This is a genomic window from Bacteroides sp. HF-4919 (genome assembly GCF_018860125.1).
The window spans coordinates 73,764-95,133 of the sequence record NZ_JAHKNF010000015.1 but is presented as its reverse complement, the minus strand read 5'-3'; the positions used below and the strand labels follow the sequence as shown (position 1 = coordinate 95,133).

The following is a 21,370-nucleotide window of genomic DNA, read 5'->3' as shown; positions in this document are numbered from 1 at the left end:
TTGCATTCAAACAACAGGAGAACATGGAACAATTGAATCTCATCATAGACACTTATCAACGAATCATCCTTGAATCGGAATCACAACTGGCAAAAGTTAAACGACGCATCTATCGTATCGGCACACTACGGTTGATACTTTTTGCAGCCGGAGTTGCGGGTATTATCTACTTCTGGAGTGAAAGCAGACTGGTGATCAGCGGCATCGCGGCAATCACCTTTATCCCTTTCCTGCTGCTGGTGAAACTGCATAACCGTTTGTTCCGCCAGAAAGATTATCTTGAAAAGAAAATAGAAATCAACCGCCAAGAACTGCAGGCCATTGCATACGATACGTCTGCTTTCGACAACGGAAAGGAGTTTATCGATCCGGCACATCTTTATACCTATGACCTGGATGTTTTTGGTGAGCATTCACTCTTTCAGTATATAAACCGTACCGCTACACAACCGGGCAAAAAGAGACTGGCCGAATGGATGAACACACACTTGAAAAATAAAGCAGAAATAGAGAAACGACAGGAGGCTGTAAAGGAACTGGCTCCGGAATTGGAAATGCGTCAGCACTTCCGTATACTCGGGTTGCTGCATAAAGGCAAAACGGCCGATGAAGAAGAGATCAGGAACTGGGCAACAAGCCCGGAACATTACCGAAAAAAATGGTATTTCCGGACCTTAGCCATCCTTGTTCCGTTGGCCAATGCCGTCTGCCTCGGACTGGCTATAGCCGGTGTCATCTCGTTCACCACGTGGGGAATTGTCTTCGCAGGTATAGGTCTCCTCAGCTCCTCTTTCTCAAAAGGTGTCAGCCAAATGCAGTCCGTATACGGCAAAAAGATGCAGATACTGACAACTTATGCACACCTGATTCATATAATCGAGGAAAAAGAGATGGAAAGCAGCGCACTGAAACGGGTGAAAGGACTGGTGGGAGGTGAAAAGCAAACAGCTTCGCAAGCAGTGAAACGCCTCACTGCCTTGATGAACGCCCTGGACCAACGGAATAATATGCTAATGCAATTTGTCCTGAACGGACTCTTCTTCTGGGAATTGCGTCAGGTAATGAAGATAGAAACCTGGAAAGAAAGTTTCGCAGCCAACCTCCCGCATTGGCTTGAAGCAATCGGAGAAATGGACGCCTATTGCTCATTGGCCACTTTCGCCTACAATCACCCCGGATATGTATTTCCAGAAATCGCATCCAAACCATTCTGTATGGAGGCCGAAGCACTGGGCCATCCGTTGATGGATCGAGATAAATGTGTACGCAATGATATTCAGATTGCAAAACGACCTTTCTTTGTTATTATCACAGGAGCAAATATGGCAGGAAAAAGCACCTATCTGAGAACCATAGGGGTAAGCTATCTGCTGGCGTGTATAGGGGCCCCTGTCTGGGCGGAAAAGATGAAGCTATATCCGGCACAGCTTATCACAAGTCTACGCACAACCGACTCTTTGACAGAAAATGAATCATACTTCTTTGCAGAGTTGAAACGACTGAAACTTATTATCGATAAACTAAACTCGGGAGAAGAACTTTTCATTATACTCGACGAGATTCTGAAGGGAACGAATTCCATGGACAAACAAAAAGGGTCTTTCGCATTGATCAAACAGTTTATGACTCTGCAAGCAAATGGAATCATAGCCACTCACGACCTCTTGCTCGGTTCACTTATCGATTTATTTCCTGAAGACATCCACAACTATTGTTTTGAAGCGGACATCACTAACAACGAACTTACTTTCTCATACAAACTCAGAGACGGCGTAGCACAGAATATGAATGCTTGTTTCCTGATGAAGAAAATGGGGATAGCCGTCATCAACGACTGATCCCCATGATATATTGAAACTTGAATTAAAGGATCAATGCCCTTTGATCTTAGTCAAAAAAGCTGCGATGGAAGCTGCTTCACCATTAGTGAAATAACGCACGGAAGTTATCGGGTTATAAGTATAGGGCACAAACTGGAACAGTTGTACGGCAGCAAACTTCTTATCTTCAGAAAGCATTACGTCTAAACGCAAATTTCCACTGGTACCTCCTTTAGCTGTGGACTGCAAAGAGAAATCACCCGACTTCACCATATCTGTCAATTCATCCAGATGCTTCAGATCAAAAAAGATGCTCTGCTCTTTGGCGACACTACCTGTCGGTAAATAAACAATCTCTTTGGATTTCCAAAACAGCCGGAAGACTCCAACCAGGAATAAGGCAGTGCCGAGCACCATAAGCCCCATACTGACAGTCGACGAACGGTCTTCCATTTCGAAGGTAGACACAAACGCGATCACTCCCGCCAATAACATGACGCAAGAGAAGATAAGTCCTGAAATACTGGTACGTTTTGCAATATCTGGGTGTGAAGATGCAAAAATAGTTGCATCAATAGCTTGGGTTGTCATAATATCTAAGTTTAAATTATTAGTGGATAATAGCTGAAAATAGTACCATACCTATTTTTAGCAGGTACAGTAAATCAAAAAATAATAGAACTAATAAATTAAACTCCTATACGATAATGCGCCTTAGAGCGAAAACATAGTATTCGCTTACTGGATGACAACAATAAGAAGTAGTGGTATCATAGAGTTTTCCCCAATGCTGAGACAAGGCAGCATCCCGGTCTGCCAACCTTTGGGCAAGACCTTTTAAAGAGAAAACATATTCGGCTGCTTGAATGCGCTGTATACGTGACATCGCAATTTGATGAACCTGAATACCTGCTCCGGCCAATTCGGCATCAGGAAAGTAAGGAGCCTGGGGATTGCTAACAGTTTCGTGCGTATCTCCTTTAAGCACTGACATAGCCATATAGGTATCTTGTTCCGCCTGTTCTCCTGCGAAATAGTTGTTGGCTACACAATGAAGCGCTACAGCGAACAACATGAACAATATAATTTTAATGAACTTTGCCATATCTACCTGCAAATATAACAGATTATTCAGTCAAACTGTTCATCTTCAAATCATTTTAAAGTATCTTTAGTAAAATCAACAAAAAAGGCCACTCTTTCGAGTAGCCTTTTTTATATCTATAAGAATAATTGTTGAATTATTCTGCTGATTCAGCTTTCGGTTCTTCAGTAGCGGGAACTTCAGCAGCAGGAGCAGCTTCAGTAGCTTTCTTTGAACGACGAGTACGAGTAGCTTTCTTAGCAACTTTCTCTTTAGCCATGTTTTCGTTGTAGTCAACGAGTTCGATGAAGCACATTTCAGCATTGTCACCCAAACGGTTTCCTGTCTTGATGATGCGAGTGTAACCGCCCGGACGGTCAGCAATCTTCACAGAGATTTCTTTGAACAATTCTGTTACAGCAAATTTATCCTGCAAGTTGCTAAATACAACACGACGAGAATTTGTTGTGTCTTCTTTAGACTTTGTGATCAAAGGCTCAACGAATTTCTTCAAAGCTTTTGCCTTTGCTACAGTCGTAGTGATTCTTTTGTGCTTGATCAAAGAACAAGCCATGTTAGATAACATAGCACTTCTGTGAGAAGCAGTACGACCTAAATGATTGAATTTTTTATTATGTCTCATTTTTTATTCTTTATCTAATTTATATTTAGAAATATCGGTTCCAAACGACAGATTCAGACTTTCCAGCAAATCATCAAGCTCGGTAAGCGATTTCTTTCCGAAATTTCTGAATTTCAGCAAGTCAGTTTTGTTGAACTGTACCAAGTCGCCCAATGTTTCAACATCAGCTGCCTTCAAACAATTGAGGGCACGTACTGACAGATCCATATCGACAAGCTTAGTCTTCAACAGCTGACGCATATGCAATACTTCTTCATCGAACTCTTCGTTACCATCAACGTCATTACTTTCAAGAGTAATCTTTTCGTCAGAGAATAACATGAAGTGATAAATCAGAATTTTAGCAGCTTCTTTCAGAGCTTCTTTCGGGTGAATGGAACCGTCGGTAGTAATTTCAAGTACCAACTTCTCGTAGTCAGTCTTCTGCTCAACGCGGAAGTTTTCTACAGCGTACTTAACGTTACGTATCGGCGTATAGATTGAATCGATTGGAATTACATTAACATCGGTACAATATTCGCGGTTTTCATCAGCGGGGACGTAACCACGACCTTTGTTAATCGTAATGTCAATCTGCATAGTTGCTTTAGAATCTAAATGACAAATAACTAATTCCGGATTTAACACTTCAAATCCAGTCAAATACTTACCTATGTCACCTGCTTTAAATTCACTAGAATTCTCGATAGTGATGCTCACTTTTTCGCTCTCGAATTCTTCAACTACTTGCTTGAATCTCACTTGTTTCAGATTCAAGATAATGTTGGTAACATCCTCTTTTACTCCAGGAACACTAGAAAATTCGTGCTCAACACCTTCTATGCGGATAGTGGTGATAGCAAAACCTTCTAATGAAGAAAGGAGGATACGGCGCAAAGCATTACCAACGGTAATACCAAAACCGGGTTCCAAGGGACGAAATTCGAATTTACCGAATTTGGCATCCGCTTCCAACATTAATACTTTATCAGGTTTTTGAAATGCTAATATCGCCATGAAATTAATTATTATTTAGAATACAATTCAACAATCAAATGCTCTTTAATGTTTTCAGGAATGTCTGCTCTTTCAGGAATGTGCAACAATTTGCCTACCTTTGAAGCTTCATCCCATTCCAACCAAGCATATTTGCTGTGATTGAAACCAGCGAGAGAATTAGCAATTACTTCCAAAGATTTAGATCTTTCACGAACGCCAATCAACTGACCCGGTTTAACTGCGTATGAAGGAATGTTCACTACCTGTCCGTCAACCGTAATGTGTCTGTGGCTTACCAACTGACGAGCAGCTGCACGTGTAGGAGCAATACCCAAACGGAACACAAGGTTGTCAAGACGACCTTCAAGCATCTGGAGAAGTACCTCACCGGTAATACCTTTAGCTGTAGCTGCCTTTTCGAACAAATTGCGGAATTGTTTTTCTAATACTCCATAAGTATATTTAGCTTTCTGTTTCTCACGAAGCTGAATACCATATTCAGAAGTTTTTCTTTTTCTTGAATTTCCGTGCTGTCCGGGAGGATAGTTTTTCTTCGACAAAACTTTATCAGCTCCAAAGATACCTTCACCGAATTTACGGGCTATTCTTGATTTTGGTCCAGTATATCTAGCCATTTCTTTTTAAATATTTAATTGTTTATTCATGAACTCAATTTGTTGCAGCCGCGATTACAGAGAAGAAATTAATGCAATCCAAAAACAAAATCAAGTATCATTTTTATTAAAGGTAAATCTTAAACTCTACGTCTTTTCGGAGGACGACAGCCGTTATGCGGAAGCGGAGTTACGTCAATAATTTCTGTAACCTCAATACCTGCACCATGAATCGTTCTGATAGCAGACTCGCGTCCGTTACCCGGACCTTTAACATATGCTTTTACCTTTCTCAGGCCAAGATCAAATGCAATTTTAGCACAATCCTGGGCAGCCATCTGAGCTGCATAAGGAGTATTCTTTTTAGAACCTCTAAATCCCATCTTTCCTGCAGACGACCAAGAGATAATCTGCCCTTCACTATTTGCAAGAGAAACAATAATATTGTTGAAAGATGAATGAACATGCAATTGTCCATTAGCATCTACCTTAACATTTCTCTTCTTAGCTGCGACTGTTTTTTTTGCCATATCAACAATTATTATTTAGTAGCTTTTTTCTTATTTGCAACGGTTTTCTTTCTACCCTTACGAGTACGTGCATTGTTTTTAGTGCTCTGACCTCTTACAGGCAGACCAATACGGTGACGTACACCACGGTAGCAACCAATATCCATTAATCGCTTAATGTTCAATTGTACTTCAGAACGAAGATCGCCTTCAACTTTATACTCTGCACCGATGATCTCACGAATCTTTGCAGCCTGATCATCTGTCCAGTCTTTCACCTTCAGATCTTTGTCCACACCAGCTTTATCTAAAATTTTTGCTGAACTACTACGACCTATTCCATATACATAGGTCAACGCAATCTCACCTCTCTTATTTTGAGGTAAATCTACACCAACTATTCTTATAGCCATATACTAAATTATTTTTTTTGCAAAAATAATAAATTATCCTTGACGTTGTTTATACTTAGGATTTTTCTTGTTAATAACATACAAACGGCCATTACGTCTAACGATCTTACATTCTGGCGTACGTTTCTTTAATGATGCTCTTACTTTCATATCTTATTTTATTTATATCTAAATACAATTCTTCCTTTCGATAAGTCGTAAGGAGACATTTCGACTCTTACTTTATCACCCGGCAAGATCTTAATGTAATGCATTCTCATCTTACCGGAAATATGAGCAGTAATCTCATGTCCATTTTCTAATTCAACACGAAACATTGCATTAGACAATGCTTCAACTATAACTCCATCTTGTTCTATTGCAGATTGCTTTGCCATATATTATATCGCTTTATCTCCTAAAACTTCTTCTATGAATTTAAATGATGACAGAATATCAGCCTCGCCTGCACCTACCGCAATGGTATGCTCAAAGTGTGCAGCACATTTCCGATCTCTTGTTCTCACTGTCCATCCATCACGTTCCATAATCACTTGTCGGTCACCTTGCGTAATCATCGGCTCAATTGCAATACAAAGACCTTTTTTCAAAAGTGTTCCGTATCCTCTTTTACCATAATTCGGAACTTGAGGATCTTCGTGCATGTCTTTACCAATCCCGTGACCGACAAACTCACGCACTACACCATAAGAATGGGATTCACAATAGTGCTGGATAGCATATCCGATATCACCGATTCTCTTCCCTTGTACAGCATTCTGAATACCAATATACAACGCCTCTTTAGTCACCTTCAACAATTGACGAACTTCTTCGTCCACCTCACCAACACAAAAGGTATAAGCCGAATCACCACAGAAACCATTCATGTATGTCCCACAATCCACCGAAACAATATCACCGTCTTTCAACACGATATCTCCCGGAATTCCATGCACGACCTCTTCATTAACCGATGTGCATAATGAAGCTGGAAACGGATCTCCATATTGATTAGGAAAGCCTTTAAAAGTAGGGACAGCACCATGATCTCTGATAAACTCTTCCGCTACCTTATCCAGTTCTTTTGTGGTAACTCCCGGTTTCACTAATTTGGCAACTTCAGCCAACGTTCTCCCAACAAGCAAGTTACTCTGACGGAGCAGCTCTATTTCATCTTCTGTTTTAAGAAATATCATTTCTACTCAAAGAATTAATATGCAGCTACACTACTACCAGTGCGTCCTTTGATACGACCTGACTTCAACAAGCCATCATAATGTCTCATCAACAAATGACTTTCAACCTGTTGCAGCGTATCTAAAACAACACCTACAAGAATTAACAGAGACGTACCACCGAAGAATTGAGCAAACTCAGCCTTCACACCAAAGATACCGGCAAATGCAGGCATAATAGCAATGAAAGCCAAAAAGAAAGAACCTGGCAAAGTAATACGTGACATGATGTCATCGATATACTCAGCAGTTTTCTTACCTGGCTTAATTCCCGGAATGAAACCATTATTTCTCTTCATATCCTCGGCCATTTGAGTCGGGTTAATGGTAATCGCAGTATAGAAGTACGTAAATAAGATAATCATTACTGCAAAAACAAAATTATACCAGAAACTCGTATGGTCAGTAAATGCATGAACGAAACCACTTACATTGTTAGTGTTAGAAAAACCAATGAAAGTGATCGGAATAAACATAATTGCCTGAGCAAAAATGATAGGCATTACACCGGCAGCATTCACTTTCAAAGGAATGTACTGTCTTGCACCGCCATACTGTTTATTACCAACGATTCTCTTTGCATACTGTACAGGAATTTTTCTTGTACCTTGTACCAAAAGAATAGCTCCGGCAATTACGATCAGCAGGAATACTATTTCAAATAAAAACATGATCAAACCACCAGTCTTGTCGGTCATACGGGAAATCAACTCCTGAAATAATGACTGCGGAAGACGAGCGATAATACCAATCAAGATAATAAATGAAATACCATTACCAATACCTTTATCTGTGATTCTTTCACCAAGCCACAGGATAAACATACTTCCAGCTGCCAAAATAATGGTAGAAGTAACCATGAACAGAGTCCAATCTAATGAAGCATTTAAGGAAGGTCCAGCCTGCATTTTAAGATTGAGCAAATAAGAAGGGGCCTGAACCAACAAAATAGCAATCGTCAGATAACGAGTATATTGATTCATCTTTCTTCTGCCACTTTCTCCCTCTCGCTGAAGTTTCTGAAAATACGGCACAGCGATTCCCAGCAACTGGATAACGATTGATGCAGAGATATAAGGCATAATTCCTAATGCGAAAATAGATGCATTAGAAAATGCTCCTCCTGAGAACATGTTTAACAAGGCTAAAAGGCCCTCGCTTGTTTGTTGATGCAATTGCGTCAGCATACCCGGGTTGATTCCAGGCAGCACGACATACGAACCGAAACGGTAAATCGCCACAAACAATATGGTAATGAGGATCCGTTGTCTCAGATCCTCAATTTTCCATATATTCTTTAATGTTTCAATAGCTTTTCTCATTGAATCAGAGTTTTACTACATTTCCACCAGCAGCCTCGATAGCAGCAACAGCACTCTTAGAGAATGCATGAGCTTCTATACTCAGCTTAGCAGTCAAAGTTCCGTTACCTAATACTTTAACCAACTGGCTTGAAGAAATGAATCCAGCCTCAATAAAGTCATTAACACCTACTTTTTCCAACTTCTTAGCTTCAGCCAATTTCTGGATTGTTTCTAAGTTAATAGCTTTATATTCAACTCTATTGATGTTCTTAAAACCAAATTTAGGTACTCGACGTTGAAGAGGCATCTGACCACCTTCAAAACCGATTTTCTTAGAGTATCCAGATCTTGATTTAGCACCTTTATGACCTCTTGTAGAAGTACCTCCTAAACCAGAACCCGGACCGCGTCCAATTCTTTTTCTTGTTTTAGTAGAGCCTTCTGCAGGTTTTAAATTACTTAAGTTCATATTGTAATTCGTTTTATATTCAACAAATAATTACTTAACAATGGCAACCAAGTGTTTAACCTTATCTACCATTCCAAGAATTGAAGGAGTGCTTTCGTGTTCAACCACACGGTTCAATTTGCGAAGTCCCAGTGCATCAAGAGTTCTTTTCTGATCAGCCGGAGCACCAATTCTACTTTTAACTTGTTTGATCTTTATAGTTGACATATCTCCCTCCTTATCCTCTAAATACTTTTTCAACACTAATTCCTCTGTTCTGAGCAATCATTCTTGCATCACGCATCTCGCCTAAAGCCATGATAGTAGCTTTTACAAGATTATGCGGATTCGAAGAACCTTTTGATTTAGCCAAAACGTCAGTTACACCAACACTTTCCAATACGGCACGCATAGCACCACCGGCTACGACACCAGTACCGTGAGAAGCAGGTTTGATAAATACTTCAGCACCACCAAACTTAGCTGACTGTTCGTGAGGAACAGTACCTTTCAGAACAGGTACTCTTGTCAGATTTTTCTTTGCCGATTCAACACCTTTAGCGATAGCTGCTGTTACTTCACCAGCTTTACCAAGTCCCCAACCAATAATACCTTCTTCGTTACCTACAACTACAATTGCAGAGAAACTAAAAGTTCTACCACCTTTGGTTACTTTAGTAACACGATTAATAGCAACTAATCTGTCTTTCAGTTCTATATCGTTAGTAATCTTAACTCTATTATTAACTCCTGCCATAATGATTAAAATTTAAGTCCACCGTTACGAGCAGCATCAGCTACTTCTTTTACTCTCCCATGATACAAGTAACCATTACGGTCGAAAACAACAGTCGTAATACCTGCTTCCTGAGCTTTTTTCGCTATCATCTCACCCACTTTAGCAGCAACTTCTTTCTTAGGCAACTTCTCAGTCATACCCAATGAAGAGGCAGCAGCCAATGTCTTACCCGACAAATCGTCGATAATCTGGACATAGATTTGCTTGTTACTTCTAAATACACTCATACGCGGACGTGCAGCAGTACCTGACACTTTATTGCGTACTCTATATTTGATCTTAATTCGTCTTTCTATTTTTGTTGTCATAATAATACAAATTTACGTAAATTACTTAGCACCGGCTGATTTACCAGACTTTCTGCGAATTTCCTCGCCAACAAACTTAATACCTTTACCTTTATACGGTTCGGGCTTACGGAAAGAACGTATCTTAGAGCAAACTTGACCAAGCAATTGTTTGTCACAAGACTCTAAAAGAATAAGAGGATTCTTATTTCTTTCTGATTTTGTCTCTACTTTGACTTCAGGAGGCAACTGTATAAAGATATTGTGTGTGTATCCTAATGCTAATTCAATGATATTTCCTTGATTAGAAGCACGGTAACCAACACCAACAAGCTCCAATTCTTTCTTATATCCTTCAGAAACACCAATAACCATGTTATGTACTAATGAACGATACAAACCGTGAAATGCATGTTTCTGCTTGGGATTATCCAGCATTGCATTTTCGTTTTCAGTTAAAGTGATGTGTCCATCTTCAATAGCAACATTGATAGCCGGGTTCACATACTGGCTAAGTTCACCTTTGGGTCCTTTTACAGTAACCACATCATCTTTCAGAGTAACTGTTACTCCAGCGGGAATACTAATGGGTAATTTTCCTATTCTTGACATTGCTTTTTCCTCCTATTAATATACATAACACAATACTTCACCACCGATTTTCAGTTCTGCAGCTTCTTTGTTTGTCATTACACCTTTGGAAGTAGATATTATAGCAATACCCAAACCATTAATAACACGCGGCATATCTTTGTAACCAGTATACTGACGCATACCCGGAGAAGATATTCTTTCAAGTTTTTTGATTGCGTTAACTTTGTTAACAGAATCATACTTCAAGGCAACTTTAATAGTTCCTTGAGGACCATCTTCTACAAACTTGTAATTAAGAATGTAGCCTTTTTCAAAAAGAATCTTAGTGATTTCTTTTTTCAAATTTGAAGCAGGAACTTCTACAACTCTGTGCTTTGCATTAATTGCGTTCCTTAACCTCGTCAAATAATCTGCTATTGGATCAGTCATATAAAAAATAATTAAATTAATCAGGACTACCCTGACAATATTTAAACAATATATTTACCAGCTTGCTTTTTTTACACCTGGGATCAGCCCATTAGATGCCATCTCACGGAACTGGATTCTTGAAACACCGAACTGACGGATATATCCTTTAGGACGACCAGTCAATTTGCAGCGATTGTGCATACGAATCGGATTAGAATTCTTAGGAAGCTCCTGTAATTTCTGTGCAGCTTCAAAAGCTTCAGCAGGATCTCCGGTTCTCACAATCTGCTTCAAGGCAGCTCTCTTTTCGGCATATTTGGCTACTAATTTAGCACGCTTTACTTCGCGTGCTTTCATTGATTCCTTTGCCATAATTTATCAGTCTTTTTTAGCGTTTTTAAACGGTAAACCGAATTCTTTCAATAAGGCATAACCTTCTTCATCTGTTTGCGCAGAGGTTACAAAGGTAATATTCATTCCGAGAATTCTGGTAATACTATCGATATTAATTTCAGGGAAAATGATTTGTTCCTGAATACCAAGGGTATAGTTACCCTTACCATCGAACTTAGTTTCAATACCTTTGAAGTCACGGATACGCGGCAAAGCCACGCGAACCAATTTTTCCAGGAATTCGTACATTCTTTCACGACGCAGAGTTACCATAACTCCGATCGGCATTTTCTTACGCAACTTAAAGTTAGCGATATCTTTACGCGAAATAGTAGCTACGGCCTTCTGACCGGTGATAGCTGTCATTTCGTTGATTGCCACTTCGATAATCTTCTTGTCAGCAACAGCCATACCCAACCCCTGATTGATAACAATCTTCTTAAGTACGGGTACCTGCATTGTAGAAGAATACTGGAATTGTGACTTTAATGCAGGAGCAATGCGCTCTGCATATTCTCTCTTAAGGCTTGCAGTATTACTCATTACTTAATCTCCTCTCCTGATTTTTTAGAATAACGCACTAAAGTTCCTTCAGAACTTACTTTTCTACCAACACGCGTTGCTTTACCAGTTTTTGGATCAACCGGATTCAAGTTTGAAATGTGGATAGGAGCTTCCTGCTTAACTATACCACCCTGCGGGTTCTTTGCATTCGGTTTTGTGCTTTTAGATACCATGTTGATACCTTCAACTATTGCACGTCCTTCTTTAACAAGAACCTTCAATACACGACCAGTTTTACCTTTGTCTTCACCAGCATTTACGTAAACTGTATCGCCTTTTTTAATATGTAATTTACTCATTACTTAAATCTTTTACAAAATTAAAGTACCTCAGGCGCAAGTGACACAACTTTCATGTTTGTAGCACGAAGTTCTCTTGCTACAGGACCGAAAATACGACTACCTCTAATTTCACCTGCATTATTCAACAACACGCAAGCATTATCATCAAAACGTATATAAGAACCATCGGGACGACGGATTTCTTTCTTAGTACGTACGATCAAAGCTTTTGACACTGCACCCTTTTTAACATCACTTGAAGGGATGACGCTCTTTACAGAAACGACAATAACATCCCCCACTGAAGCGTAGCGACGACCTGTTCCGCCCAATACACGGATACACAGGGCTTCTTTAGCTCCACTGTTGTCACATACTGTAAGTCTGGATTCTACTTGTATCATAATTACTTAGCTCTTTCAATTATTTCTACTAATCTCCATCTTTTAGTCTTGCTCAAAGGACGAGTTTCCATGATGCGTACAGTATCACCTACATTGCATTCATTCTTTTCATCGTGAGCATGGTACTTCTTCGTTTTGCTAACGAACTTACCATATATAGGGTGTTTTTCCTTGAACTTAGCAGCAACTGTAACGGTTTTATCCATTTTATTGCTCAGCACAACCCCTGTTCTTTCTTTTCTTAAATTTCTTGCTTCCATCAAGCTGATCATTTATTGTTAAGTTCTCTTTGGCGTAACTCTGTTCTCATACGCGCAATCGTCCTGCGTAATTGTTTGATCTGCGCAGGATTTTCCAAAGGAGAAATAGAATGATTGATAACCATTTGGTTGTAATTAACCACTTCTGCTTCTACTCTTTCTACCAAATCATTGGTAGACATTTCTTTAATTTCTGCAATTTTCATAAACCTTACGCATTTTGATTTTGAATATCATAATCACGTCTCACGACAAACTTCGTAGTAATCGGAAGTTTCTGAGCTGCCAAACGCAATGCTTCTTTCGCGATCTCGTAAGATACTCCTTCAGCTTCAATAATAATTCTACCTGGTGTAACCGGAGCCACGAATCCTTCGGGGCTACCCTTACCTTTACCCATACGTACATCAGCAGGTTTTCTAGTAATCGGTTTATCCGGGAAAATACGAATCCAAATCTGTCCCTGACGTTGCATATATCTTGTCACTGCAATACGAGCAGCTTCAATCTGTCGGCCTGTGATCCATTTAGTTTCTAAAGCCTTAATACCAAAAGAACCAAAAGCGAGCTGGTTGCCTCTTTGTGCATTACCTTTAGCGCGACCTTTTTGTTGTCTTCTGAATTTTGTCTTTTTCGGTTGTAACATAGTTTCCTAAAATTCAAATTCGTTTAGCGATTATTTTTCTTTCTTTTGAAGTTCTTTCCGCCGCCGTTGTTTCCACCATTGTTTCCACGACCACTTTCTTTGCTTTGTGTAAAGTTCGGAGCCAATTCTCTCTTACCAAAAACTTCACCTCTACAAATCCAAACTTTAATACCGAGAAGACCTACTTTTGTCAATGCTTCAGCATGGCAATAGTCGATATCTGCTCTGAAAGTGTGTAACGGAGTTCTTCCTTCCTTATACATTTCAGAACGGGCCATTTCAGCTCCATTCAAACGTCCTGAAATCTGAATTTTGATACCTTCAGCACCCATACGCATAGTATTTGCGATAGCCATCTTAATGGCGCGGCGATAGGCAATTTTACCTTCTACCTGACGAGCGATGTTATTAGCAACAATCACAGCATCCAGTTCCGGTCTTTTCACTTCAAAGATATTGATTTGAATATCTTTGTTGGTAATCTTCTTCAACTCTTCTTTTAACTTATCAACTTCCTGGCCACCTTTACCGATAATAATACCCGGACGAGCAGTGCAAACAGTAATAGTAACGAGCTTCAGCGTACGTTCAATTACGATTCTTGATACACTTGCTTTCGCAAGTCTTGCATTAAGATATTTACGGATCTTGCTATCTTCCAGCAAAGAGTCACCGTAATCATTTCCACCATACCAGTTAGAATCCCATCCTCTGATAATTCCTAAACGGTTGCTTATTGGATTAACTTTTTGTCCCATCTACCTTAATTTTGATCTTCGTTATTACTTTTAGAACCAACGAACAATGTTACGTGATTTGAACGTTTGCGAATTCTGTATCCTCTTCCCTGCGGAGCCGGTCTCATTCTTTTGAGTGTAGCACCACCATCAACAAAAATCTTCGTTACGAATAATTCGCCACTTTCAGCTTTACGTTCGTTTTTCTGCTCCCAGTTAGCAATTGCAGAGCGCAATAATTTTTCCACTCTTGCAGCTGCTTCTTTTGAAGAAAACTTCAAAACGCCAAGTGCTCTGTTCACTTCCATCCCACGAATCATGTCAGCCACGAGACGCATTTTGCGAGGAGAAGTAGGAACATTTTGCAATTTAGCAAAATACATGGTTTTAAGGGCTTCTTTTCTCTTTTCAGCCGATATTTTTTTTCTTGCTCCCATTATATTTATTACTTTATTATTTCAGATAAATCCTGTTATTTTTTCTTGTTACCAGCGTGTCCTCTGAATGTACGAGTTGGAGCGAATTCACCCAACTTGTGACCTACCATATTTTCGGTAACATATACAGGAATAAATTTATTTCCGTTGTGAACTGCAACTGTATGGCCTACAAAATCAGGCGAAATCATTGAAGCTCTGGACCAAGTCTTAACGACAACTTTCTTGCCTGATTCATTCATAGCAAGCACTTTCTTTTCGAGTTTTACGTTAATATATGGACCTTTTTTTAATGAACGACTCATAGTTTACTCAATTAATCAGATTACTTTTTTCTTCTCTCAATAATGTACTTAGACGATTGTTTCTTCGGAGCTCTAGTCTTAAGTCCCTTAGCATACAATCCCTTACGAGATCTTGGGTGACCTCCGGAAGCACGTCCTTCACCACCACCCATCGGGTGATCAACCGGGTTCATAACAACACCACGGTTACGAGGACGACGGCCTTGCCAACGAGAGCGTCCAGCCTTACCTGAGCTTTCCAATCCATGATCTGAGTTACCAACGCTACCGATAGTAGCTTTACAAGTGCTAAGTATTTGTCTTACTTCACCTGAAGGCAATTTAATTACACAGTATTTGCCTTCTCTTGAAGTCAGCTGAGCGAAGTTTCCTGCTGATCTAACCAGAGCAGCACCCTGACCCGGACGCAATTCAATATTGTGAATTACTGTACCGACCGGGATATTCTGAAGCGGAAGTGCATTACCAATCTCAGGCGCCGCATTCTCTCCGGACATCAAAGTCGCACCAACTTGCAATCCATTGGGAGCAATAATATATCTTTTTTCACCATCAGCATAAAACAACAAAGCGATACGAGCCGAACGGTTCGGATCGTATTCGATCGTTTTTACAACTGCCGGAACACCGTCTTTATTTCTTTTGAAATCGACAATTCTGATCACTTTTCTATGGCCACCACCCATGTAGCGCATTGTCATCTTACCTTCGCTGTTACGACCGCCAGATGATTTTTTACCATATACAAGCGACTTTTCTGGTACTGATGCAGTAATTTCCTCGAAAGTACCAATAATCTTATGTCTTTGCCCCGGTGTAGTGGGCTTAAATTTACGTACTGCCATTTTTATTAAATATTGCTATAAAAATCAATAGTATCTCCTTCTTTCAATGTCACGATTGCTTTTTTGTAAGCATTCGTACGACCATTGATGATACCTGCTTTTGTATAACGGCTCTTATTTTTGCCAGCATACTTCACAGTATTTACATCAACTACCGTAACATTATAAAGGGCTTCAACTTCACTCTTAATTTCCAATTTATTAGCTTCAGGACGCACGATAAAGCCGAAACGATTCAGCTTATCAGTTATCGCAGTCATTTTCTCTGTCACCAACGGTTTAATAATAATTCCCATTATTTAAGCCTCCTTTTTAGATTAAGATATTGTCAATAGCCTTCAAAGAGCTTTCGGTAAGCACAACAACCCCAGCATTCAATACTCTGTAAGTATTTAATCCTGAGATAGTCTGAACGTTAGCACCTTCGATGTTACGAGCTGACAAATATACATTTTTATTTGCTTCTGGTAAAACTACAAGCAGTTTTTTGTCAGAAACTTTAAGATTTTTTGTCATTTCAACGAAAACCTTAGTCTTTGGAGCCTCAAAGTTGAAGTCTTCCACCACTACGATTGCGTTGTCTTGAGCTTTATACGACAAAGCTGACTTACGAGCTAATGTCTTAACTTTTTTATTCAGTTTGAAGTAGTAGTCTCTCGGTTTCGGACCAAATACACGTCCACCACCTACGAGCACCGGTGAATTCATGTCACCACGACGAGCACCGCCACCACCTTTCTGACGACCGATTTTACGAGTAGATCCGCTGATTTCGCTTCTCTCTTTTGACTTGTGAGTACCCTGACGCTGGTTAGCCATAAATTGCTTTACGTCCAGATAGATAGCGTGGTCATTGGGCTCAATTCCGAAGATAGATTCGTTTAACGTAACCTTTCTTCCAGTGTCTTCACCTTTAATGTTATATACGTTAACTTCCATTATTTTTCAATTAATACGATTGAACCTTTGCAACCCGGTACAGAACCCTTGATCAAAAGAAGATTGTGTTCCGCGATTACTTTTAATACCTGTAAGTTTTGAACAGTAACTCTGTCGCCACCCATTTGTCCGCCCATGCGCATTCCTTTGAATACTTTTGCAGGATACGAACATGCACCGATAGAACCCGGTTTACGGGCACGGTTGTGCTGACCGTGAGTAGATTGACCTACACCACCAAAGCCATGTCTTTTAACTACACCCTGGAAGCCTTTACCTTTAGAAGTACCAACAACGTCTACATAGTCTGCGCCGTCGAACAGTTCTACTGTAACAGTATCACCCAGATTTAACTCGTTTTCAAATTCCTTGAACTCGGCCAAGTGTCTCTTCGGTGTTACTCCAGCCTTTTTAAAGTGACCCATCAACGGTTTAGTTGTATGTTTTTCCTTTTTGTCCTGGAAACCCAACTGAACGGCTGCATAGCCATCTTTTTCTACGGTCTTTACCTGAGTAACAACACAAGGACCTGCTTCGATAACAGTGCATGGTACATTCTTACCATCGGCACTGAAAACGGATGTCATTCCGATTTTTTTTCCTAATAATCCTGGCATTTCACTAATTTTTAAATACTACACTTTAATTTCTACTTCTACACCACTCGGTAACTCCAACTTCATCAGAGCATCTACAGTCTTAGCTGTTGAGCTATAGATATCGATCAGTCTCTTAAATGAAGAAAGTTCGAACTGTTCTCTTGATTTCTTGTTAACGAAAGTAGAGCGGTTCACTGTAAAGATACGCTTGTGCGTCGGAAGGGGAATCGGTCCGCTAACAATAGCACCGGTAGCCTTCACTGTTCTAACGATCTTCTCAGCTGATTTGTCAACCAAGTTGTGGTCGTAAGATTTCAGTTTAATTCTAATTTTCTGACTCATTAGTTTTTTAATTAATAAATTTATAAATAAGATAAAGCGGCAGGCTAAGAGTCATTCGCTAGCCTGCTGCTCAAGATATTTTAGAGTAAATCAGCACGTCCTTTTACTTCTTCCAATACTGCCTTAGCAATAGAGTTAGAAACCTGAGCGTGGTGAGAGTAAACCATTGATGAAGTTGCACGACCAGAAGTGATGGTACGCAACGCAGTTACATAACCGAACATTTCAGCCAACGGAACCATTGCTTTCACGATACGGGCTCCTGAACGGCTTGACTCCATACCTTCAACTTGGCCACGGCGTTTGTTCAAGTCACCGATAACATCACCCATGTTTTCTTCCGGAGTAACGACTTCCAGTTTCATGATAGGTTCCATCAATACAGGACCTGCCTTAGCACAAGCATTCTTATATGCCTGGATAGCACAGATTTCGAAAGACAACTGGTCAGAGTCAACCGGGTGGAATGAACCATCAACCAAAGTCACTTTCAATGAATCCAGCGGATAGCCGGCCAATACACCATTCTTCATCGCAGTCTGGAAACCTTTCTGAACTGAAGGAATGAATTCCTTAGGAATGTTACCACCCTTCACTTCATCAACGAACTGTAGACCACCTTGAGTAAAGTCTTCATCAACCGGGCCGATGTTCACAATAATATCAGCGAACTTACCACGACCACCAGATTGTTTCTTATAAACCTCACGCAAGTTAACTGTCTTAGTGATAGCCTCTTTGTAGTTAACCTGAGGTTTACCCTGGTTACATTCTACTTTGAATTCACGTTTCAGACGGTCGATAATGATATCCAAGTGAAGCTCACCCATACCGGAAATAACTGTCTGACCTGTCTGTTCGTCAGTTTTCACTGTGAATGTCGGGTCTTCTTCAGCCAGTTTAGCCAAACCGTTAGACAGTTTGTCCATATCCTTCTGAGTTTTCGGTTCCACAGCAATACCGATCACCGGTTCCGGGAAGTCCATTGACTCAAGAACGATCGGAGCTGTTTCGTCACACAGTGTATCACCAGTGTGAATATCCTTGAAACCTACACCGGCACCAATGTCACCGGCACCAATCACTTCTACTGGGTTCTGTTTGTTTGAGTGCATCTGGAACAGACGAGAAACACGTTCTTTCTTACCTGAACGAGAGTTGTAGATATAAGAACCTGCCTCAATCTTACCAGAGTATACACGGAAGAAAGTCAAACGTCCTACATACGGGTCAGTAGCGATCTTGAATGCCAAAGCTGAAGTTTTATCGTCTTCACTTGGTTTACGATCTTCCTCGGCACCAGTATCAGGGTTTGTACCAATTACGTTTTCAGTATCCAACGGAGAAGGCAAGAAAGCACAAACATAGTCAAGCAAAGTCTGTACGCCCTTATTCTTGAATGAAGAACCGCACAACATCGGAACTACAGCCATCTGAACAGTTGCATTGCGAAGTGCTCTCAATACTTCTTCTTCTGTAATAGTAGAAGGATCATCAAAGTATTTTTCCATCAATGCATCATCAAATTCAGCTACTTTTTCAAGCATTTTATCTCTCCATTCGTTGGCTTCGTCAACGAGGTTAGCAGGAATTTCTTCTATGGTATAGTCAGCACCCATTGTTTCGTCGTGCCAGTAGATCGCTTTCATTTTGATCAGATCAACCAATCCTTTGAAGTTTTCTTCTGCACCGATAGGAATAACAACCGGACACGGATTTGCACCCAAAACAGCCTTCATCTGACGAACAACTTCAAAGAAGTCAGCACCCGAACGGTCCATTTTGTTAACGTAAGCGATACGCGGTACGTTATATTTGTCAGCCTGACGCCATACAGTTTCCGACTGAGGCTCTACACCACCTACAGCACAGTAAGCAGCGACAGCACCATCAAGGATACGCAGTGAACGTTCTACCTCAGCAGTAAAGTCCACGTGTCCCGGAGTGTCAATCAGGTTGATTTTATAAGTATCACCAGCATACTTCCAACGAGTAGTTGTAGCGGCAGAAGTGATAGTAATACCACGTTCCTGCTCTTGCTCCATCCAGTCCATTGTTGCAGCACCATCGTGTACCTCACCGATTTTGTGAGTCAATCCGGTGTAGAACAGGATACGTTCAGAAGTTGTTGTCTTTCCGGCATCGATGTGAGCCATGATACCGATATTACGAGTCAAATGTAAATCATTCTTTGCCATTTTCTTTTTCCTTTACTTTAAGTTTTTAATCAAATAGGTATTTCTTATAGTAATTAGAATCTGAAATGAGCAAATGCACGGTTAGCTTCAGCCATTCTGTGCATATCTTCTTTACGTTTGAAAGCACCGCCTTGTTCATTGAATGCATCCATGATTTCAGCAGCCAATTTATCAGCCATAGATTTACCGCCTCTCTTGCGAGCGAACAGAATCAGGTTCTTCATTGAGATTGATTCTTTACGATCCGGGCGAATTTCGGTAGGAACCTGGAAAGTTGCACCACCCACACGGCGTGATTTTACTTCAACTTGAGGAGTTACGTTATCTAACGCTTTCTTCCAGATTTCAAGAGCAGTTTTTTCTTCGTTAGGAAGTTTTGCTTTTACTGTTTCCAGTGCAGCGTAAAAGATTTCATAAGAAGTGTTCTTCTTTCCATCATACATCAGATGGTTTACAAATTTAGAAACCTTCTGGTCATTGAACACGGGATCCGGAAGGATAACGCGTTTTTTTGGTTTTGCTTTTCTCATTTGTTCGAAAAATAATGTTTTTGTTCTTGGTTGTCTATTTCTTGACGTCTTCAACTCCCCCTCCGGGGAATTTACTCAACCTTTATAGCTTATTCCAACAAACTAAAACGAAAGTTATTACTTTTAATTAAAATAAATCGAATTCGGAATCACTCCGGATTATTTCTTCTTAGCCGGTGCTGCTTGTCCCGGTTTCGGACGCTTAGCTCCGTATTTAGAACGTCTCTGAGTACGTCCGGCTACACCTGCTGTATCAAGAGTACCGCGAACGATATGGTAACGTACACCCGGAAGGTCTTTCACACGACCACCGCGAACCAGTACGATTGAGTGCTCCTGCAAGTTGTGTCCTTCACCCGGAATGTAAGAGTTCACCTCTTTCTGGTTAGTCAAACGCACACGAGCTACTTTACGCATTGCAGAGTTCGGCTTCTTCGGAGTAGTTGTATATACTCTCACGCAAACGCCACGTCTTTGAGGACAAGAATCCAAGGCTGGAGATTTACTTTTCTCCACCAGCACTTCGCGTCCTTTTCTTACTAATTGCTGAATTGTAGGCATTTTAAATTGTTTTTTAATTTATATTATTGTTATATTAATTTCGTAACTATACATTTTGGGCTGCAAAAATACGAATAATATTTGAATAATCAATGCACTACATCTTTTTTTTAATTTTTAAGAGCTTATTTCCCGGAAATCATTTCAATGGAAAGAAATTTGGGTGTAGCCATCCGCTCACCAAGGCTACACCTTTTCCACCGGATAG

The 21,370-nt window shown here is 40.3% G+C and carries 36 protein-coding genes; 1 reads left to right on the top strand and 35 read right to left on the bottom strand.

Annotation, left to right across the window (positions count from 1 at the left end; translation table 11 throughout):
* Positions 1-23: 23 nt before the first annotated feature.
* A complete protein-coding gene (locus KO473_RS20885) occupies positions 24-1,838 on the top strand; it encodes a MutS family DNA mismatch repair protein (RefSeq protein WP_122130210.1) in 1,815 nt (604 codons plus the stop codon).
* Positions 1,839-1,871: 33 nt separating this feature from the next.
* Here KO473_RS20885 and KO473_RS20880 read toward each other — a convergent pair whose 3' ends face one another.
* The 35 genes from KO473_RS20880 to rpsL form a co-directional block, all read right to left on the bottom strand.
* Positions 1,872-2,411, bottom strand: a complete 540-nt coding sequence (locus tag KO473_RS20880; RefSeq protein ID WP_005782234.1) for a hypothetical protein — start codon at positions 2,409-2,411, stop codon at positions 1,872-1,874.
* A 106-nt stretch (positions 2,412-2,517) separates the two neighbouring features.
* Positions 2,518-2,925: a hypothetical protein gene (locus KO473_RS20875; RefSeq protein WP_032537598.1), complete on the bottom strand. Its 408-nt coding sequence runs from the start codon at positions 2,923-2,925 to the stop codon at positions 2,518-2,520.
* A gap of 136 nt (positions 2,926-3,061) precedes the next feature.
* The gene (gene rplQ / locus KO473_RS20870) at positions 3,062-3,547 is read right to left on the bottom strand and encodes a 50S ribosomal protein L17 (RefSeq protein WP_005822120.1); all 486 of its coding nucleotides are present in this window, start codon (positions 3,545-3,547) and stop codon (positions 3,062-3,064) included.
* A gap of 3 nt (positions 3,548-3,550) precedes the next feature.
* A complete protein-coding gene (locus KO473_RS20865) occupies positions 3,551-4,543 on the bottom strand; it encodes a DNA-directed RNA polymerase subunit alpha (protein ID WP_005782229.1) in 993 nt (330 codons plus the stop codon).
* A gap of 11 nt (positions 4,544-4,554) precedes the next feature.
* Positions 4,555-5,160 carry a 30S ribosomal protein S4 gene (gene rpsD, locus KO473_RS20860; RefSeq protein ID WP_005782227.1) on the bottom strand — a complete coding sequence of 202 codons (606 nt, stop codon included), beginning with the start codon at positions 5,158-5,160 and terminating at the stop codon, positions 4,555-4,557.
* A 119-nt stretch (positions 5,161-5,279) separates the two neighbouring features.
* Positions 5,280-5,669, bottom strand: a complete 390-nt coding sequence (gene rpsK / locus KO473_RS20855; protein ID WP_004296327.1) for a 30S ribosomal protein S11 — start codon at positions 5,667-5,669, stop codon at positions 5,280-5,282.
* Between the two features lie 11 nt (positions 5,670-5,680).
* Positions 5,681-6,061 carry a 30S ribosomal protein S13 gene (gene rpsM / locus KO473_RS20850; RefSeq protein ID WP_002558050.1) on the bottom strand — a complete coding sequence of 127 codons (381 nt, stop codon included), beginning with the start codon at positions 6,059-6,061 and terminating at the stop codon, positions 5,681-5,683.
* A 33-nt stretch (positions 6,062-6,094) separates the two neighbouring features.
* Complete coding sequence (ykgO, locus tag KO473_RS20845) at positions 6,095-6,211, bottom strand: type B 50S ribosomal protein L36 (protein WP_002558051.1); 117 nt, start codon at positions 6,209-6,211, stop codon at positions 6,095-6,097.
* Between the two features lie 8 nt (positions 6,212-6,219).
* Complete coding sequence (infA, locus tag KO473_RS20840; RefSeq protein ID WP_002558052.1) at positions 6,220-6,438, bottom strand: translation initiation factor IF-1; 219 nt, start codon at positions 6,436-6,438, stop codon at positions 6,220-6,222.
* 3 nt (positions 6,439-6,441) lie between these two features.
* The gene (map, locus tag KO473_RS20835; RefSeq protein ID WP_005782225.1) at positions 6,442-7,239 is read right to left on the bottom strand and encodes a type I methionyl aminopeptidase; all 798 of its coding nucleotides are present in this window, start codon (positions 7,237-7,239) and stop codon (positions 6,442-6,444) included.
* Between the two features lie 14 nt (positions 7,240-7,253).
* Positions 7,254-8,600: a preprotein translocase subunit SecY gene (gene secY, locus KO473_RS20830; protein WP_005782223.1), complete on the bottom strand. Its 1,347-nt coding sequence runs from the start codon at positions 8,598-8,600 to the stop codon at positions 7,254-7,256.
* A gap of 4 nt (positions 8,601-8,604) precedes the next feature.
* Positions 8,605-9,051 (bottom strand): 50S ribosomal protein L15, encoded by a 447-nt coding sequence (gene rplO / locus KO473_RS20825; RefSeq protein ID WP_005822125.1) that lies wholly within the window; start codon positions 9,049-9,051, stop codon positions 8,605-8,607.
* A 30-nt stretch (positions 9,052-9,081) separates the two neighbouring features.
* Positions 9,082-9,258 carry a 50S ribosomal protein L30 gene (rpmD, locus tag KO473_RS20820; RefSeq protein ID WP_004296332.1) on the bottom strand — a complete coding sequence of 59 codons (177 nt, stop codon included), beginning with the start codon at positions 9,256-9,258 and terminating at the stop codon, positions 9,082-9,084.
* Between the two features lie 10 nt (positions 9,259-9,268).
* On the bottom strand, positions 9,269-9,787 hold the full coding sequence (gene rpsE / locus KO473_RS20815; RefSeq protein ID WP_005791564.1) for a 30S ribosomal protein S5: 519 nt from the start codon (positions 9,785-9,787) through the stop codon (positions 9,269-9,271).
* A gap of 5 nt (positions 9,788-9,792) precedes the next feature.
* Entirely contained in the window at positions 9,793-10,137 is a 345-nt protein-coding gene (rplR, locus tag KO473_RS20810; RefSeq protein ID WP_005782216.1) for a 50S ribosomal protein L18, read from the bottom strand.
* 21 nt (positions 10,138-10,158) lie between these two features.
* The gene (rplF, locus tag KO473_RS20805; protein ID WP_005822127.1) at positions 10,159-10,728 is read right to left on the bottom strand and encodes a 50S ribosomal protein L6; all 570 of its coding nucleotides are present in this window, start codon (positions 10,726-10,728) and stop codon (positions 10,159-10,161) included.
* Between the two features lie 15 nt (positions 10,729-10,743).
* Complete coding sequence (rpsH, locus tag KO473_RS20800; RefSeq protein WP_005782213.1) at positions 10,744-11,139, bottom strand: 30S ribosomal protein S8; 396 nt, start codon at positions 11,137-11,139, stop codon at positions 10,744-10,746.
* Between the two features lie 54 nt (positions 11,140-11,193).
* Positions 11,194-11,493, bottom strand: coding sequence for a 30S ribosomal protein S14 (gene rpsN, locus KO473_RS20795; protein WP_005782211.1), 300 nt, complete (start codon positions 11,491-11,493; stop codon positions 11,194-11,196).
* Between the two features lie 6 nt (positions 11,494-11,499).
* The gene (gene rplE / locus KO473_RS20790) at positions 11,500-12,057 is read right to left on the bottom strand and encodes a 50S ribosomal protein L5 (RefSeq protein ID WP_005822130.1); all 558 of its coding nucleotides are present in this window, start codon (positions 12,055-12,057) and stop codon (positions 11,500-11,502) included.
* Positions 12,057-12,377: a 50S ribosomal protein L24 gene (rplX, locus tag KO473_RS20785; protein ID WP_005791554.1), complete on the bottom strand. Its 321-nt coding sequence runs from the start codon at positions 12,375-12,377 to the stop codon at positions 12,057-12,059. The genes rplE and rplX overlap by 1 nt, the downstream gene beginning before the upstream one ends.
* A gap of 20 nt (positions 12,378-12,397) precedes the next feature.
* Positions 12,398-12,763 (bottom strand): 50S ribosomal protein L14, encoded by a 366-nt coding sequence (gene rplN / locus KO473_RS20780; RefSeq protein WP_004296340.1) that lies wholly within the window; start codon positions 12,761-12,763, stop codon positions 12,398-12,400.
* Between the two features lie 2 nt (positions 12,764-12,765).
* A complete protein-coding gene (gene rpsQ, locus KO473_RS20775) occupies positions 12,766-13,035 on the bottom strand; it encodes a 30S ribosomal protein S17 (protein WP_005782206.1) in 270 nt (89 codons plus the stop codon).
* Entirely contained in the window at positions 13,032-13,229 is a 198-nt protein-coding gene (gene rpmC, locus KO473_RS20770) for a 50S ribosomal protein L29 (protein ID WP_005782204.1), read from the bottom strand. The genes rpsQ and rpmC overlap by 4 nt, the downstream gene beginning before the upstream one ends.
* A 5-nt stretch (positions 13,230-13,234) precedes the next feature.
* Positions 13,235-13,669 (bottom strand): 50S ribosomal protein L16, encoded by a 435-nt coding sequence (gene rplP, locus KO473_RS20765; RefSeq protein ID WP_005791549.1) that lies wholly within the window; start codon positions 13,667-13,669, stop codon positions 13,235-13,237.
* A 23-nt stretch (positions 13,670-13,692) separates the two neighbouring features.
* Positions 13,693-14,427 carry a 30S ribosomal protein S3 gene (gene rpsC / locus KO473_RS20760; protein ID WP_005822134.1) on the bottom strand — a complete coding sequence of 245 codons (735 nt, stop codon included), beginning with the start codon at positions 14,425-14,427 and terminating at the stop codon, positions 13,693-13,695.
* A gap of 5 nt (positions 14,428-14,432) precedes the next feature.
* On the bottom strand, positions 14,433-14,843 hold the full coding sequence (gene rplV / locus KO473_RS20755) for a 50S ribosomal protein L22 (RefSeq protein ID WP_004291236.1): 411 nt from the start codon (positions 14,841-14,843) through the stop codon (positions 14,433-14,435).
* A gap of 35 nt (positions 14,844-14,878) precedes the next feature.
* Complete coding sequence (gene rpsS, locus KO473_RS20750) at positions 14,879-15,148, bottom strand: 30S ribosomal protein S19 (protein ID WP_005782197.1); 270 nt, start codon at positions 15,146-15,148, stop codon at positions 14,879-14,881.
* Between the two features lie 20 nt (positions 15,149-15,168).
* Complete coding sequence (gene rplB, locus KO473_RS20745) at positions 15,169-15,993, bottom strand: 50S ribosomal protein L2 (RefSeq protein ID WP_005782195.1); 825 nt, start codon at positions 15,991-15,993, stop codon at positions 15,169-15,171.
* 5 nt (positions 15,994-15,998) lie between these two features.
* Positions 15,999-16,289: a 50S ribosomal protein L23 gene (rplW, locus tag KO473_RS20740; protein ID WP_005782193.1), complete on the bottom strand. Its 291-nt coding sequence runs from the start codon at positions 16,287-16,289 to the stop codon at positions 15,999-16,001.
* Between the two features lie 16 nt (positions 16,290-16,305).
* Positions 16,306-16,932 carry a 50S ribosomal protein L4 gene (gene rplD, locus KO473_RS20735; protein ID WP_005782191.1) on the bottom strand — a complete coding sequence of 209 codons (627 nt, stop codon included), beginning with the start codon at positions 16,930-16,932 and terminating at the stop codon, positions 16,306-16,308.
* On the bottom strand, positions 16,932-17,549 hold the full coding sequence (gene rplC, locus KO473_RS20730) for a 50S ribosomal protein L3 (RefSeq protein WP_005782189.1): 618 nt from the start codon (positions 17,547-17,549) through the stop codon (positions 16,932-16,934). The genes rplD and rplC overlap by 1 nt, the downstream gene beginning before the upstream one ends.
* A gap of 18 nt (positions 17,550-17,567) precedes the next feature.
* Positions 17,568-17,873: a 30S ribosomal protein S10 gene (gene rpsJ, locus KO473_RS20725; protein ID WP_005782187.1), complete on the bottom strand. Its 306-nt coding sequence runs from the start codon at positions 17,871-17,873 to the stop codon at positions 17,568-17,570.
* 80 nt (positions 17,874-17,953) lie between these two features.
* Entirely contained in the window at positions 17,954-20,071 is a 2,118-nt protein-coding gene (gene fusA, locus KO473_RS20720; protein WP_005822139.1) for an elongation factor G, read from the bottom strand.
* A gap of 53 nt (positions 20,072-20,124) precedes the next feature.
* Positions 20,125-20,601 (bottom strand): 30S ribosomal protein S7, encoded by a 477-nt coding sequence (gene rpsG / locus KO473_RS20715; protein WP_005791536.1) that lies wholly within the window; start codon positions 20,599-20,601, stop codon positions 20,125-20,127.
* Between the two features lie 159 nt (positions 20,602-20,760).
* The gene (rpsL, locus tag KO473_RS20710) at positions 20,761-21,162 is read right to left on the bottom strand and encodes a 30S ribosomal protein S12 (RefSeq protein ID WP_005675419.1); all 402 of its coding nucleotides are present in this window, start codon (positions 21,160-21,162) and stop codon (positions 20,761-20,763) included.
* Between the last annotated feature and the right edge of the window lie 208 nt (positions 21,163-21,370).